Annotated in this window: 1 protein-coding gene; it reads left to right on the top strand. The window is 59.2% G+C overall.

What is annotated here, in order from left to right; genetic code table 11:
• Positions 1-312 precede the first annotated feature (312 nt).
• Positions 313-569 (top strand): TetR family transcriptional regulator (locus tag Y705_RS20910; protein ID WP_155849857.1); only part of this gene is annotated, 257 nt, incomplete at its 3' end.

Below are 569 nucleotides of genomic sequence, written 5' to 3' on the forward strand. Positions count from 1 at the left end.
TTGTTGTTGTTGTTACCGCCGTTGTTGTTGCCGCCACCGTTGTTGTTACCGCCGTTGTTACCGCCGCCGTTGTTGTTGCCGCCACCGTTGTTGTTACCGCCGTTGTTGTCGCCGCCGTTGTTATTAGACATAGAGAGATTTCCTTCGAAGTGGGGGTGGCCGCTGACGGCCGTGGACCAGTCGCCCTGAGCGGGACTGGTGCGTATCTGGGAGAGCGGAAGTCCGCAGGCTTTTCTACGGGTGCTCTACCTCGTACACACTACGGTGTAGAGTCGCTAATAGCAAGTCGGCTTACTAATTGGACGGAGGCGTATGCCTTTGCCGGAAGAGAACGATCACACTGCGCAGAAGATAAGCCAGGGTGGCCCAGTCGTCGGTGGAAGAGACGGGAAGAGTGCCCGTGGGGGCCGGCTGAGCCGGGATATCGTGCTGGCTGCCGCTCTTGAGCTGGTGGATGACGAGGGACTGGAGTCGCTGTCGATGCGCCGGCTTGGCCACAAGCTCGGGAAAGATCCGATGGCGCTGTACCGATATGCGGCGAACCGGGACGCTCTTCATGATGGACTGAC

It is taken from the genome of Arthrobacter sp. H41, from assembly GCF_000520535.1.
Classification (GTDB): domain Bacteria; phylum Actinomycetota; class Actinomycetes; order Actinomycetales; family Micrococcaceae; genus Arthrobacter_D.